This is a genomic window from Desulfosarcina ovata subsp. ovata, from assembly GCF_009689005.1.
GTDB classification, from domain to species: Bacteria; Desulfobacterota; Desulfobacteria; order Desulfobacterales; family Desulfosarcinaceae; genus Desulfosarcina; species Desulfosarcina ovata.
In genome coordinates this window covers 281931-296387 of sequence record NZ_AP021879.1, presented here as the reverse complement: position 1 = coordinate 296387, position 14457 = coordinate 281931, and the positions used below count along the sequence as shown (strand labels likewise).

Annotated in this window: 11 protein-coding genes; 7 read left to right on the top strand and 4 right to left on the bottom strand. The window is 57.2% G+C overall.

The features are described from left to right. Window positions 1-282: 282 nt before the first annotated feature. Complete coding sequence (rlmD, locus tag GN112_RS01395; protein WP_155308582.1) at window positions 283-1668, bottom strand: 23S rRNA (uracil(1939)-C(5))-methyltransferase RlmD; 1386 nt, start codon at window positions 1666-1668, stop codon at window positions 283-285. A gap of 179 nt (window positions 1669-1847) precedes the next feature. On the opposite strand from rlmD, the gene acnA reads away from it, so the two are divergent. After that, on the top strand, window positions 1848-4595 hold the full coding sequence (gene acnA / locus GN112_RS01390) for an aconitate hydratase AcnA (RefSeq protein WP_155308581.1): 2748 nt from the start codon (window positions 1848-1850) through the stop codon (window positions 4593-4595). Window positions 4596-4608: 13 nt separating this feature from the next. On the opposite strand, the gene GN112_RS01385 is transcribed toward acnA, so the two are convergent. The 3 genes from GN112_RS01385 to GN112_RS01375 form a co-directional block, all read right to left on the bottom strand. Beyond that, on the bottom strand, window positions 4609-5253 hold the full coding sequence (locus tag GN112_RS01385) for a hypothetical protein (RefSeq protein WP_155308580.1): 645 nt from the start codon (window positions 5251-5253) through the stop codon (window positions 4609-4611). Window positions 5254-5540: 287 nt separating this feature from the next. Then, window positions 5541-6029 carry an acetolactate synthase small subunit gene (gene ilvN, locus GN112_RS01380; protein ID WP_155308579.1) on the bottom strand — a complete coding sequence of 163 codons (489 nt, stop codon included), beginning with the start codon at window positions 6027-6029 and terminating at the stop codon, window positions 5541-5543. Between the two features lie 66 nt (window positions 6030-6095). Beyond that, window positions 6096-6533, bottom strand: a complete 438-nt coding sequence (locus GN112_RS01375) for a DUF3783 domain-containing protein (protein WP_155308578.1) — start codon at window positions 6531-6533, stop codon at window positions 6096-6098. A 494-nt stretch (window positions 6534-7027) separates the two neighbouring features. Between GN112_RS01375 and GN112_RS01370 the strand changes: the two genes are divergently transcribed. The 6 genes from GN112_RS01370 (at window position 7028) to GN112_RS01345 (ending at window position 14448) form a co-directional block, all read left to right on the top strand. Continuing rightward, window positions 7028-8983 (top strand): proton-conducting transporter transmembrane domain-containing protein, encoded by a 1956-nt coding sequence (locus GN112_RS01370; RefSeq protein ID WP_155308577.1) that lies wholly within the window; start codon window positions 7028-7030, stop codon window positions 8981-8983. Between the two features lie 85 nt (window positions 8984-9068). Further along, on the top strand, window positions 9069-9989 hold the full coding sequence (locus tag GN112_RS01365; RefSeq protein ID WP_155308576.1) for a respiratory chain complex I subunit 1 family protein: 921 nt from the start codon (window positions 9069-9071) through the stop codon (window positions 9987-9989). Next, window positions 9986-10627 (top strand): NADH-quinone oxidoreductase subunit K, encoded by a 642-nt coding sequence (locus GN112_RS01360; protein ID WP_155308575.1) that lies wholly within the window; start codon window positions 9986-9988, stop codon window positions 10625-10627. Before GN112_RS01365 ends, GN112_RS01360 begins: the two co-directional genes overlap by 4 nt. A gap of 10 nt (window positions 10628-10637) precedes the next feature. Beyond that, window positions 10638-12059: a proton-conducting transporter transmembrane domain-containing protein gene (locus GN112_RS01355; RefSeq protein ID WP_155308574.1), complete on the top strand. Its 1422-nt coding sequence runs from the start codon at window positions 10638-10640 to the stop codon at window positions 12057-12059. Then, entirely contained in the window at window positions 12059-13576 is a 1518-nt protein-coding gene (locus tag GN112_RS01350; RefSeq protein WP_155308573.1) for a hydrogenase large subunit, read from the top strand. The genes GN112_RS01355 and GN112_RS01350 overlap by 1 nt, the downstream gene beginning before the upstream one ends. A 128-nt stretch (window positions 13577-13704) precedes the next feature. After that, entirely contained in the window at window positions 13705-14448 is a 744-nt protein-coding gene (locus tag GN112_RS01345) for an NADH-quinone oxidoreductase subunit B family protein (RefSeq protein ID WP_155308572.1), read from the top strand. The last annotated feature ends 9 nt before the right edge of the window (window positions 14449-14457 follow it).

Here is a 14457-nt window from a genome sequence, read left to right as displayed (position 1 = left end):
TAGTAATTCGGAGGGCTGCCTTGGATCTGTTTAATTAACGCAGTTCACTTGATTTAACAATAATTTTTACCAAAACGTCAATTATATTCGAGGCATGGGGGCTGGCCGGTGGACCAATGCACGCCTTAGCGTTTGATGGTCTCGCAAAAAGTCGCCGTTTAGACGGATTTGTAAAAAGTCCGAGATCAAGGCTTGCGAATCCTGAGGAATGAGGTGTACTTAGCGTACTCCGCAGTGACGAAGGATACGCGTAACGCCGATATCGGGATTTTTACGAATCCGTCACCGTTTGACCAGCCGGGCCACCGACTCAACATGAAAAGTGTGCGGAAACATGTCTACCGGCTGAACCTCTTTCAACGCATAGATTTCCTTCAATGATATCATATCCCTGGCCAGGGTGGCGGGGTTGCAGGATACATAGACGATGGATGGCGGCGCCATGCCCAGCACCTGAGTGACCACATCTTTGTGCATCCCGATCCGTGGCGGGTCGATTACCAGCATATCCGGTACCGCCGGGATCGATGCCAGGGTCTCCTTGATGTCGCCAAGGATGAACCGGCAGTTGTCGATGCCGTTGGCTATGCAATTTTTGCGTGCGTCGGCCACGGCACTCTCCACCAGCTCCAGGCCGATGATCTCACGGGCGTGTGACGCCAGCCAAATGGCGATCGTTCCGGTGCCGCAGTACAGGTCCACCACGCTTTCGTTGCCGTCCAGGTCGGCGTATTGAGCCACCGTGTCGTAGAGCGTCTTTGCACCGCGCGTGTTGGTCTGGAAAAAGGAGTTGGCAGAGACGTCAAATGCATATGGGCCGATACCGTCCCGCAGAACCGGTTCACCGGCAAGGAGTATCTCCCTCTCGCCAATGGCCACACCCGACTTTCTGGCGGTGATGTTGTTGATCACGCTGGTAACCTGGGGAAACCGGTGCCCGATCATCTCAACCAACGGGGCCACGGCGTCCCGGTCCTCTTCGGAGGTAACCACATTGACCATCCACTGGTCTTTGGCAACCGAATGGCGCAGCATGAGAAAACGCCAGAATCCCTCGTGACTGCGCAGTCCGTACACCGGCCGCCGGGAAGCGCGCATGAATTCACGAACCATATCGAGGATCTGATTCCCCGGCTCCGGTTGCAGCAGGCAGGCACGCGTGTCGAGCACCTTGTGGAAGGTGCCGGGCACATGCAGCCCCAGAGCAAACCCCATATCCGTTTCAGTGCCCAGTTCATGGGGCATCAACCAACGGCGATCAGAACAGGAAAACTCCATTTTGTTGCGGTATCCGAAAATCCGTTCCGAGGGGATGGTTTCATGAACGGTTGCATCGTCGATCAAGGCGATGTGCGCCAGGCAGTCTACCACATGCTGGCGTTTCAGCGCGATCTGCTCGGCGTAATCGATAAACTGCCACTTACAGCCCCCGCAATAACCGCTGTACGGACAGGGTGCCGTGACCCGCAAGGGCGACGGGCGTAAGAGCTCCTGAACCACGGCTTCGGCGTAATTGCGTTTTTTGCGGACAATCCTGGCGGCCACCCGATCACCGGTAACGGTCTGGTCGATAAAGACGGCAAACCCGTCAATTTTGGCCAACCCTTTCCCGCCAAAGGCCACATCGGTGACCTCACATTCAACAATCTGCTTTTTCTTTACGGACATTCGTATTGGATTCCTATTTTTGCTTGCCTATACGGCTATTTTTCATTAATTTAGTAAATTTTGGCGGAAGTTATCACCAGTCCCGACACCGTATATGCCAAATTCGGCGTAGATCCGTCATCTCTTTTTTTTCGTTCGATCATTTTCCAATTTCATCATAACCCGAAAAAGGACCAACCATGAAAAACACGGATTATGCGAAACCCCTTCAAGTCGATGAAAAAACATTCACCTATTTCGATTTCCCGCAATATGCCGCCGACGCGGGCATTGCCATTAAGACACTGCCCTTCTCGATTCGGATTCTGTTGGAAAACCTTTTACGGAAATTCGACAATCGGGTGGTCAAACAGACGGATCTGAACAACATTGTCGGCTGGAAAAAAACCTATGATGCGCCCGTGGAGATCCCCTACCATCCGGCACGGGTTCTCATGCAGGATTTTACCGGCGTACCGGCCGTGGTGGATCTGGCAGCCATGCGCGATGCGGTGAAAACCCTGGGCAAGGATCCGGCACGGGTCAACCCGCTGGTTCCCACGGAACTGATTGTGGATCACTCGGTCCAGGTGGATTTTTTCGGTACGGACGAGGCCCTGGAAAAAAACGTCAATCTGGAATACCGCCGCAACAGTGAACGCTACGAATTGCTCAAATGGGCCCAGAAAAGCTTTGCCAATTTCAAAGTCGTTCCGCCCAATTCGGGTATCTGCCACCAGGTCAATCTCGAGAACCTCGGCCGGGTGGTGATCAGCCAGGATGGCGGCGATGCCCCCGTTGCGTATCTGGATACCGTTGTAGGAACCGATTCCCACACTCCCATGATCAACGGCATCGGTGTCATGGGCTGGGGCGTGGGTGGTATTGAAGCCGAAGCGGTGATGCTGGGCCAACCCTATTACATGTCCATCCCCGAGGTGATTGGGGTCAAGCTGACCGGTCGGCTGAAGGAAGGGGTCACGGCCACCGACCTGGTACTGACCATCACCGAAATGCTGCGCCAGGTCAAGGTGGTCGAAAAGTTCGTCGAGTATTTCGGCCCCGGGATGAAAAGCCTCTCTGTCACCGATCGGGCGACCATTGCCAACATGACACCGGAATACGGTGCCACCCTGGGGTTCTTCCCGGTGGACGAAAAGACCCTGGCCTACCTCAAACTCACCGGGCGTGGCGAGCGGGCAAAACTGGTGGAAGCGTACACCAAGGCAACCGGGATGTTCTACACCGGCGACGCGGACCCTGAGTTCACCCAAGTGGTCGAACTCGATCTATCAACGGTCGAGCCCTCCCTGGCAGGTCCGGCCCGCCCCCAGGATCGGATTGCCCTACCCGACCTGAAACGCGCGTTTGCCGATATTCTCGGCTGTGCATACGACCGGAATGCCGAAATCAAACAGATCTCCGAATTCCACGACGAGTCGGGCAACCAAAACTCACGCGCCCGGCAATGCCGTCCCCTGGCCCCGCGCCAGTTCGATCTGCAGTTGGGCGGCCAACCGGTAAAACTCGGCGATGGCAACATCGTCATTGCCGCCATCACCTCCTGTACCAACACCTCCAACCCCCATGTGCTCATGGGCGCCGGACTGATTGCCAAAAACGCCGTTTCCAAGGGACTGCGGGTCCCTCCCTTTGTAAAGACATCGCTGGCGCCGGGATCCAAAGTGGTTATGGATTACCTGCAGGCCGCCGGGTTGATGCCCTATTTCAAGGCGCTGGGATTTCACCTGGCCGCGTTTGGCTGTACCACCTGCATCGGCAACAGCGGTCCCCTGAATCCGGACATCGAAGCGCTGATCAAGGAAAATGATTTGAATGTCGCCGCCGTGCTTTCCGGCAACCGCAATTTCGAGGCCCGCATCCACCAGAACATCAAATCCAATTTCCTGGCATCCCCTATGCTGGTGATGGCCTTTGCCCTGGCCGGACGGGTGGATATCGATCTGACCGTCGAACCCGTGGGGATCGATCCCAACGGCGAGCCCGTCTATCTGGAAGACCTGTGGCCGGCCCACGAGCAGATCGACGAGTTGGTCAAGGCCCATGTAAACAAGGAATTTTACGAGCAGGAGTACGCCCGGATTTTTGACGGGGATCAATTCTGGGAGGCGCTGGATACGGCCGAAAGCACCACGTTTGCCTGGAACGCGGCATCCACCTATATCAAGAATCCACCCTATTTCGACGGATTTTCGATTACGCCCCAAATACCCGGTGATATTAGCAACGCCCGCGCGTTTCTGCTTTTGGGTGATTCGGTCACCACCGACCATATCTCCCCGGCCGGGGCCATTCCCGAAGATTATCCGGCCGGACAGTATCTGATTGCAAACGGGGTCAATCAGGGGGACTTCAACTCCTACGGCTCCCGTCGCGGAAATCATGAGGTGATGATGCGCGGCACTTTCGGCAATATCCGTATCAAGAACCGGCTCGTGGATCCCAAACAGGGCAGTTTTACCGTGAAGTTTCCGGAAAACAAACAGATGTATAACTTTGATGCAGCCATGGCCTATAAACGCGAAGGCACGCCGCTGATCGTACTGGGGGGCAAGGAATACGGCACCGGCTCCTCCCGGGACTGGGCTGCCAAGGGCACCAACCTGTTGGGAATTAAGGCCGTCATCGCCGAATCCTATGAGCGCATCCACCGCAACAATCTGGTGGGCATGGGCGTTTTGCCCCTGGTCTTTGCCGATGGGGAAAGTGCCCAGCATCTGGGGCTGGATGGTTCGGAGACCTTCAGCATCTCCGGTATCGGGAATATGATACCGCGCAAAACGCTCTCCGTGAAGGCCGTCAAGGCGGATGGAAGTGAAATCGATTTCAATGTCACCTCCCGCCTGGATACGGAGGTGGATGTGGAGTACTTTGAGAACGGCGGTATCCTGCCCTGTGTCATACGCAAGATGATGGCCGATTCTTAGCTATCCCCACCCTTCAGGCGGTCGGCACTGCCGGTCCGCCTGAAGGGTCCAACAGCCCGGCTTTGCGTTTGACGTTGAGCAGGCCCGGGCTGAAGTTCAGGTGCATGAGTGACGAACGCAGGCCCAGATTCAAAAACGCTTTTTCCAGATCATCGAAAAGCACCGGCCGGTCCGGCCATTTGAACCCGCGTTCCTGACGGCGCAACGCTTCCCACCGCGATTTTAGATCGGGTTCTTTTTCGAAAACCGTGTCCATGGCCCGGTCGCACAGAAACATGGCGCAGACCACCGGCCGCACCGACCACAGGCAGCCGTCCGGTCCCAGATAGATACAGCGATGCCCGGCATTTTTCCGGCGCAGGATCGTCTCCAGATGATCCAGTTGCGTAGCAGTTGAATTCAGCGCATTGACCACCGTATCGGCAAAAAAAGTAATGATCCCATCTTTGCTGCAACAAGCACTGGTCTTGCTGTCGTAGCAGGTACGTGTGCATATACCGCTAAAATGACGCTGCAGAAACCGATCCACGGTTTGCCTGAATGCCATGTAAGGCTGGATCTGTTCACGCAGACGCTGCCTGCCGCCGGCTTTGATCCGCAAAAGTCCCTGGCGAACGGTTTTGAGGGTGTCGAGTTGTTCCCTCTGGTAATCGCTCATTTTTGTCATTTCCTTATCACCGGTGAGAACAGAGCCACACCGGTAATGCCCGCCGGTGCGGCCTGGGCCGCATAGGTGGCGAACGACTGCGGCCAGCTGCGGTCCATGACGCCGCAGTGGGCGTAGGCGTCGATGATGGGCGGACGGATAGTTCTTTCGGGAAGTCGGCCTATGGGTAAGGTCTACAGCATTCATGAGATCGCCCGCGCTTCGCTCTTTGTCACCTAAACAGTTACACCGTATTTGACAAATGTTTTCCGGATCTTGGTCTTGGATGTCCCAAGGCCTCATCCAGGTTCGCGATAAAGCGCCAGGATTCCTGATCGGGCCACTTTTTTTATCCCCATGGGCTCAAGCAGGCGCAACAGGGCGCCGATTTTCTCCATGCTTCCGGTCGCTTCAATGATATAATGACTTTGCCCCGTATCGACAACGCGGGCTCTGAAGTTCTCCACAATGCGCTGGATCTCTGCCCGGTGAGGCTCCTGGGCCTTTACGCAGATCATTGCCATTTCCCGTCGCACCGCATCATCGCCGGTCATGTCCCGAACCTTGATCACGTTGACCAGTCGCCGTACCTGTTTCATGATCTGTTCCACCTGCTCCGGCGAAGCGTTGGTGGTAATCGTAATCCGCGACATCTCCGGATTGGCCGTCGGGGCTCCGCAAATCGTCTCGATGTTGTAACCGCGGCTGGCGAACAGTCCGGTCACGCGTGCAGTCACTCCGGGTTCGTTCTCCACCAGCATGGTAATTGTGTATTTTTCAGTCTGCATGCAGCGTTCTCCGGCAACCAGTCAAATCGTTTCGGGCAGGGCTCATACCGAGGATCGGCGGGTTCGTCAAACCGGAGGTTGGGTTTTGCGCCGGGAAAGCGCCCGGCGTTCGGATTGCAATTCACCCAGCAGCCGGCCCAGGGGCCAAGTCTCGGAAGTCGGGGTCAGTGCCGCCCACAAGGCCTGTTGCATACCGGTTTTACGGCAGGTATCCATCAGTTCATGCAGCTGGTTTTCGGTAATTCCGGAAACAATCACAGCCCGGGGCAGAGTCGAGTCAACGTCTCTGCCGCTGTCATCGGGCAGTGCCAGCAGCTCTTTGAGGGGGGCCTGCCGGTCGGCCTCACTAGCCCATACGACCGGCACGTGCCCAAGGCCGGCCATTTCCAGGACGATTTTGAATTTGCCCTGGGACGGGGCAGGAAATCCACATAACAAAAGCCTTGAGGGCCCGTACATGGGAGTATCGGAATGCTGAACTTTTTCAAAGGTCGCATCAGTCATCTTGTCGCTCCGGTTAAACGTACGCGGGGGGGTGCGTCACTCCCGCTTGGAAGTGGGTCACGGCCACAGTAATAGGCAACCTGTCTCGCACGTCGGCACAATTGCATTTCAGGCCAGTGTTTTCGCGTCCGGTTTCCGGCTGTCTATACGATATTTTCAGGTGTGATGCAAACGGCCGGCAAAGCGCAGAGGCCGTGATCGGCAACGCTCCAGTTGTAATACTACTGCGACGACCGATAACGCAGCCCAAAAGCATTATTTTGAATGCGATAGGCTCGTTTGCACCCGAATCAGGCGATTTGCCCCCTGCCAAACTCGGAGGTTGACTTGGCGTCCGGTTTTGAAATAATCTCCGCTACTGTCCATCGACAACAATCTTGACCGCAGCAACGTCATATTCCATACAAAACGCACGTGATCGTCAAACAGGCGGGCGCCATGGACGCGGCAATATTGCCCGGTAACATGGCCACAACCGGTTTGAAAGGGAATCCATGAATCTGTTCCTCCTCTCTGTTTTGATCATCGTTTCCGGTGGCACGCTGGCCGTTTTCCTTTCCAGACAATTTGTCATGATGCGATGGGTGGCCGTTCTTTCCATTGGCAGCGGCTGCTGCATGGGCATGCTCGATGCGTTGTCGCGACTGATCAGCGATGCCCCCCTGGCGTTTTCCATCGGGCACCTGTCAACCCTTGGCCTCGAATTTCGTATTGACGGTCTGTCGGCGTTTTTCCTGCTGGCGATCTTTGGCATCTGCCTGATGGCTGCGGTTTACAGTTTCAACTATTTGAGCCATGTAGAAAACCGCCTGTCAACCGCCGTTTCCTATCTTTTTTTCAGCCTGCTCACCGCCTCCATGGCCCTGGTGGTCACCGCCGCCAACATGCTGACCTTTCTACTGGCCTGGGAGCTCATGTCACTGGCCTCCTTCTTCCTGGTCGTGCTTGATTACCAGGACCCTCAAAACCGGAAAGCCGGTTATCTCTACTTTGTTTTCTCCCATGTGGGCGCCATGTTCATCATCGTCGCCTTCGGTTTGATCTACCGGGATACGGGCAGTTTTGCATTTGACGCCACCGCCCTTGCGCCACCGATCAAACTGCTGGCCTTTGTCTTCGCCTTTATCGGCTTCGGCTCCAAGGCCGGCGTCTTCCCCTTCCATGTATGGCTGCCCCATGCCCATCCGGCGGCACCCTCGCACATCTCCGCCGTGATGTCCGGGGTGATGATCAAAACCGGTATCTACGGCATTTTGCGCATGTACGTCATTTTGGATCTGCACACACCGGCCACGGGAAGCCTGGTAGTGATTGCCGGCGTGGTTTCCGGCATACTGGGCGTGGTATACGCCCTGGGCCAGCACGACCTGAAGCGGCTTCTGGCCTACCACAGCGTGGAGAACATCGGGATTATCCTGATCGGCATCGGCATCGGCATGATCGGCGTGGCGACCCAAAACCCGATCATGGCCGTACTCGGTTTTGCCGGCGGGCTTTTGCATGTGCTCAACCATGCCATTTTCAAATCCCTGCTGTTCATGGGGGCCGGCATGATCCTGCATAAAACCGGAACCCGCACCATCGATGCCCTGGGCGGCCTGCTGAAACGGATGAAGATTACCGGGGTGACATTCCTCATCGGCTCCCTGGCCATTGCCGGCCTTCCTCCCTTCAACGGTTTCGTGAGCGAATTTCTCATCTATCTGGGCAGCTTTCGGGGTATTGCCGGAAATCCGGAGGTCTTCGCCCTCAGCCTGCTGGCCATCGTCGGCCTGGCGCTGATCGGTGGTCTGGCGCTGGCCTGTTTCACCAAGGTGGTCGGCGTGGTGTTCCAGGGCGAGCCGAGAAGTCCGGCAGCCGAGCAGGTCGATGAAAAAGGCCCGGCCATGCTGCTGCCCATGCTCATCCTGGCCGCCGGTTGCGCCCTGATCGGCATCTATCCCGGCGCCTTCATGTTTCTGGCCACCAAAGCGGTCGCCTCCCTGGGCCTTCCCTATGGCCGCATTCCCACTTTGCCATTTGCCCATCTGTCGGCCAACATCACCCTGGCGGCCACGCTCTTTCTGGCAGCCGTGCTGTTCATTCTGGCCCTGCGCAAAATCCTCTACCAGGGAAAACCGATGGGCCGGGGCGGCACCTGGGGATGCGGTTTTACGCAGCCGACCGCCCGCATGCAGTACACCGGGTCGTCATACGCCGGATCGATCCTGGAATTTTTCAAACCGGTGGCCCCGCTTCAGGAGGATCATCCGCCGGTGGAGGGTCTTTTCCCGAGCACGACCCATTACCACAGCCAGATCCATGACATTGTGGCGTTGCATCTGGATCGTTTCGTGGTGGCGCCGGTGGTATGGCTGTTCGATAAATTACGCTGGATCCAGCATGGCGACATTCACCTGTACATCGGTTACATCCTGCTGGCGATCGTGGTTCTGCTCTTTTTCGTCTGATTGTCAAGAATGCCGTCTTCAGGCACGCCATCGCCACGTCGAATGTGCCGGGCGATTTGTTTTCCAGTAGCAATGGGAAGAGCTTATGATTGAATCTGTCTTATTGTGGGTGTTTGCCCTGTTATCCGCTCCGCTGTTTGCCGGGGTCATCTTCAAAGTCAAGGCCTTTTTCGGCGGCCGCCGGGGATCTCCGCTGCTGATCAATTACTACACCCTGTTCAAGCTGATTAAAAAAGGATCGGTGTACAGTACCAGCACCACCTTCATTTTCAAGCTGGGGCCGGTGGTTTCCCTGGGGGCGGTGGCCACCGCCCTGCTCTTCATGCCGCTGGCCGGCCATGCGCCGGTACTCTCATTCAACGGCGATGTGATCTTCATCCTCTATCTTCTTGGGTTGGCCCGCTTCTTCACCATTGCCGCGGCCATGGACACCGCCTCCCCGTTTGAAGGCATGGGCGCTGCCCGGGAGGCGTATTTCCCGATCATCTGCGAAGCCAGCATTTTCATGATCCTGATTCTCTTCTACCGCCTGACCGGTGACCTGGCCCTGGCCCGCTACTTTTCCGGCGGGCAGCCGTTCGGTCTCTGGCAGACGGCCGGCCCGCCCCTTCTGTTCGTGGTGATGGCCCTGTTTATCATTCTGCTGACCGAAAACGCCCGCGTGCCGGTCGATGATCCCGCCACCCACCTCGAGCTGACCATGATCCATGAAGTAATGGTGCTGGATCACAGCGGTCCCGATTTCGCCTTCATCGAACTGGGATCGTTTCTCAAACTCTTTTTTTACGCCGCCATGATCGCCCGCCTGATCCTGCCCTTCGAGCTGGGCAACTCATTTCTGAACCTGGGGCTTTTTTCAGCCGGCGTGCTGATCGTGGTGGTGGCGGTCGGCATCATCGAATCGGTCATGGCCCGCTACCGCATGGACCGGGTGCCCAAATTCGTGCTGACCGCTTTTGCCCTCGCTTTTTTTGCAACCGCCATCACGTTGGAGTTTTTGAAATGATCAACCCGATCGATACCATCCTGTCGCTGGCGCTGTTGTCGATTCTCTTCTCCTTTGGATCGAGCCGGCTGCCATCCCTGATCAAAGTCCTGGCCTTCCAGGGCATCGTCGTGTGCATCGTTCCCCTGTTCATCGGCCATGCCATGTCCGGCGGCAACCTCGCCTTTGTCATCGCCACGCTGACCATCCGCGGCATTGTCATTCCCGGATGCATCTACCTGGCCATCAAGAAAGTTGCCATCGCACGGGAGGTGGAGCCGATTGTCGGTTACCATGCATCGATTTTTTGCGGGCTTCTGCTGATTGTCGGCGCGACCATGGCCAGCCGCCATTTCGACATCGCTTACAGCAGTCTCAGCGATCTTCTCCTGCCGACGGCCATTGCTCTGCTGGGCGCCGGAATGTTTCTGCTCATGGCCCGCCGCAACGCCATCGCCATGGTGCTCGGGTACATGATGATGGAAAACGGCATCTATCTGGTGGGCACCACCTTCTCCATCCGGGCCCGCCACATCGTGGAATTCGGCATCCTGCTGGACATCCTCGCCGGTGTCATGATCATGGCCGTTATCCTGCAGAACATGAAACAGACCTTTGATGATGTGGACACGGCCCGCTTACGGACCCTCAAGGAGTAAATGAACCGGCATGCTTGAAATCATCTTTCTGATCCCCTTTGTCACCGGTGCCGCGGCTTTTTTTCTGCCCCGGGCCATTGGGCGCACCTTATTGGTACTGACCGGCGCCATCCATCTGCTGTTTTCGCTGTTCGTCTGGGTCAGCCAGCCGGCCGCCCGCTTTCCGGAATACTTTGCCATTGCACCGGAAGGACTTTTATCCCTGCTGGTCATTTCGCTGCTCTTTTTTCTCATCTCTATTTACACCATCGGCTACCTCAAGGCGTCGGCCGTCCAGCGTGAGAATATCTTTACCGGATCCATGCTGCTGTTCCTGTCGACCATGACCATGGTGACCCTGTCGGACCATATTATGGTCATGTGGATCGCCATTGAAGCCACCACCCTGGCCAGCGCGCCCCTGATCTACACCCATCGCAGCGCATCGGCCCTGGAAGCCACCTGGAAATACGTGCTGATCTGTTCGGTGGGCATCGCCATGGCCCTGTTGGGTTCCGTGCTGGTCACGGTCGCCATGGATGTGGGCCATGTTGAGGCACAGGTCTCCTTTACCGCCCTCACCGGCATCGCCGGCCAACTGGATCCTGGCTGGCTGAAAGCCGGATTCGTCTTCATTCTGGTCGGATACGGCACCAAAATGGGCCTGGCGCCCATGCACACCTGGCTGCCCGACGCCCACAGTGAAGCGCCCAGTCCGGCCTCGGCCCTGCTTTCCGGTGTGCTGCTCAATTGCGCCTACCTGGGGATCTTTAAAACCAACGCCATTATGCACGCTGCGGGCCTGGACGGATTTTCAGGACCCATCCTGATCATCTTCGGCCTGCTCTCCATCATGGCCGCAGCGACGTTTATTCTCAAACAGACCGAGTACAAACGCATGCTGGCCTATTCCAGCATCGAGAACATGGGCATCATCGCTTTCGGTACCGGTATCGGTGGCACGGCCGCCTACGGTGCCATGATCTGCCTGATTCATCACAGCCTGATCAAGTCCAGCCTTTTCCTCACTTCCGGCAACATCCTTCTGGGATTCGGCAGCCGGCTGATCGAAAAGACCGGTTCCCTGGCCACCCGCATGCCCAAAACCTTTGTGGCCTTTTTCGGGGGTTTCGCGGCCATCTCCGGGTTCCCCCCGTTCGGCCTCTTCATCGGCGAAGTGCTGATTATCATCGCCGCTTTTCGGTCGGGCAATGTGGTGGTAACCGCTGTTTTTATTCTCAGTCTGTGTGTGATTTTTGCCGGCCTGGCCAACAACGTCATGCGCATATCATTCAGTCCGGCCGACAGCAACACACCAATCAAAGACCAGACCAGCCTGGTGTGGCCGCAGTACGCATTGCTGCTCACCTCGGTGGCGCTCTGCTTCTGGATGCCCGAAACCCTGCAGCAGACCATTGTCCATGCGGTCAAGGCCATTGGTGGAGGATTCTGATGACAACCGGTTTCAACGACTTTACCCCCATCCGTAACGGCGAGGCGATCCCGCTCTCCTCGGTCTCTCACCTGCCCTTTGATGAGTTCGCCGCCCAGGCCCTGGGAATCATCGCCAACGGCGGAAAAGTGGTTCAGTTCTTCGCCTACCCGGCGGACGGTAAGGTTCGCCTGATGGCCGTTTTGCGCTCCGACGCGCTCTTTGTGGCCACCTGCGACGCCCCGGAGCGCTATCCGGCCCTGAGCGTGCACTGTGAGCCGTTCCACCTGTTCGAAAGAGAAATCGCCGAGCAGTACGGCATCCGCCCCGAGGGGCATCCATGGATGAAAATGGTCCGCTACCACGCCAACTGCCGCGGGGTTGAGGACATCTTCGGCAATGACTACGCCGAAGATATTCCCGGCAACTATGATTATTACCAGGTGTCCGGGGAAGAAATTCACGAGGTCGCCGTGGGCCCGGTTCACGCCGGAGTCATCGAACCGGGCCATTTCCGGTTCAACTGCATTGGCGAACGGGTGCTGAATTTGGAGATTCAACTGGGCTACCAGCACCGCGGTGTGGAAGAACTCCTTCTCCAGGCAGATCCCGGGCGACTGCCCTTCATCGCCGAGAACATTGCCGGCGACACCTCCATCGGCCACAGCCTGTGCCATGCCCAGGCCATGGAAGCGCTGTGCGGCAGTGCCGTTGATATGGGCGCCAAACGCATCCGCACGATTGCCCTTGAGCTTGAACGCATCGCCAACCATGTGGGCGACCTGGGGGCGCTCAGCGGCGATGTGGCCTTCCTTCCGCCGGCCAATTACTGCGGGCGCATGCGCGGCGATTTTCTTAACATGAGTCTTCTGCTTTGCGGCAATCGTTTTGGCAAAGGACTGGTCAGGCCCGGCGGCGTCCGTTTTGCCCTGACGGACGAAATCCGCCTTGATCTATCCTCCCGGATCGATGACCTCAAGCCCCAGGTCGATCATGTTCTGGCACTGCTGATGAACACGCCCAGTGTCCTGGCCCGGTTCGAGGGCTGTGGCCGGGTCAGCCGCGATGACGCGGAAAAACTGGGTCTGGTGGGACCGGCCGGCAGGGCCTGCGGTTTGCCCTACGATGTCCGGCGGGCATTTCCCACCGAGTATTATGATCGGCTGGATATACCCGAAAATGCCGAATCCACCGGGGACGTCCGGGCCAGGGCCAAGGTGCGCTGCGATGAGGTGATGCAGTCCATCGCCATCATCGAATCCCTGCTTGGGGATGCGACGGAAACCGCAACCGCCCTTCGACCGGAAGGCTGTCCCGCTTCGGACAGCCTGGTGGTAACCCTTAACGAAGCCTGGCGCGGGGAGCTGTCGCATTGTGTGCTAACGGATCATCGCGGGGGCATGTTGCGCTACAAAATCAAGGATCCCTCTTTCCACAACTGGAACGGGCTCTCCATGTCGCTGAGAGATACGGGAATTTCTGACTTTCCGCTGAACAACAAGAGTTATAACCTTTCCTATTGCGGGTTCGATCTATAGCATTCAAGATAATGTTTTTGGGCGGCGTTATCGGTCGTCGCGGTATGGGTTATACAGCTTCCTCCCTCTGGCCTTGCCAAAAACATTATCTTGAATGCTATATGAGATTATAAGGAAATGAATCAATTATGCTGAGTGTGCTGAAAAACAGGTTGGAACAGGGGTGCCGGACCTCCCGTTACCCCAAAGAGACGGTCGAGTTGCCGCCCCGCTACCGGGGACGGCCGGAAATCGATGCGCAGGCTCCGGCGGATCTGGCCGACGCCTGCGCCGCCGCCTGCCCCCAGGCGGCCATCGATGCATCGGCCCGAACCATCGACATGGGGCGCTGCGTCTTCTGCGGCACCTGCGAACGAGTTTCCGAAGGGCGCTTTGTGCGCTTCACTCAGGATTATGAAACTGCCGTAGCGGAGAAATCGCAACTGGTCACCCGGGGCGAGCTTCCCGACCTGGCCGCCCACAGCCGACAGCACTTCAAGAAACTCTTCGGCCGATCCCTGCAGCTTCGCCAGGTATCCGCCGCCGGATGCAATGCCTGCGAGGCGGACCTGAACGTACTGGCAACGCCCTTTTTCGATCTGGCCCGCTTCGGCATCAATTTCGTGGCCTCTCCGCGCCACGCCGACGGCATTGTCGTGACCGGTCCCGTCTCGCGCAACATGAAAACGGCCCTGATGCAGACCTTTGAGGCCACACCCGAGCCGCGCGTGGTAATTGCCGTAGGCAGCTGCACCCTCTCGGGCGGCCCTTTCCGGGGTAGCCCGGAAATCACTGAAGGACTGGACACCCTGCTTCCCGTCGATCTGTTTATCCCGGGGTGCCCGCCCCACCCCATGACCAACCTGCATGCCCTGCTCAGTTTCTTTAAATAGAAACCGTTT